The organism is Mesorhizobium sp. M7A.F.Ca.CA.003.01.2.1, assembly GCF_003998945.1.
Taxonomy (GTDB): Bacteria; Pseudomonadota; Alphaproteobacteria; order Rhizobiales; family Rhizobiaceae; genus Mesorhizobium; species Mesorhizobium ciceri.
This window is the reverse complement of sequence record NZ_RZRA01001618.1, coordinates 1-536: the sequence shown is the minus strand read 5'-3', so window position 1 is coordinate 536 and position 536 is coordinate 1. Positions and strand designations below refer to the sequence as shown.

General features: G+C 65.5%; 1 protein-coding gene. It reads right to left on the bottom strand.

The annotated features are described in order from the left end of the window. The coding region (locus EN969_RS34565; RefSeq protein WP_164758816.1) for an NAD(P)-binding domain-containing protein at positions 1-536 on the bottom strand (536 nt) is incomplete at both ends.

The following is a 536-nucleotide window of genomic DNA, read 5'->3' as shown; positions in this document are numbered from 1 at the left end:
GCACCGGGCCGGGCACCGGGCAGTAGGTGGTCAAGGACCAGCATTGGCCCGACGAGGTCGAGGCGACGTCGAACAGCGCCTGATGCGACAGGCCGAGCTTTTCGGCCAGAACGAAGGCTTCGGCGACACCGATCATCGAAATGCCGAGGATCATGTTGTTGCAGATCTTTGCTGCCTGGCCGGCGCCGTCGCCGCCGCAATGGACGATGCGGCCGGCCATCGGCTTCAGGATCGGCTCGGCGGCAGCGAAGGCATCATCGGAGCCTCCCGCCATGAAGGTCAGCGTGCCGGCCGCAGCCCCGCCGGTGCCGCCCGAGACCGGTGCATCGATCGACGACAGCGCGTGCTTCCTGGCGACGGCGTGGGCTTTGCGGGCTGACTCGACGTCGATGGTCGAGGAATCGATAAAGAGTGCGCCTTGCCTGGCCTTGGGCGCGATGTCTTCGTAGACGGAGAGGACATGCTTGCCTGCAGGCAGCATGGTGATCACCACGTCGGCATCCTTCACCGCGGCCAAGGCATTCGCCATAATCGTC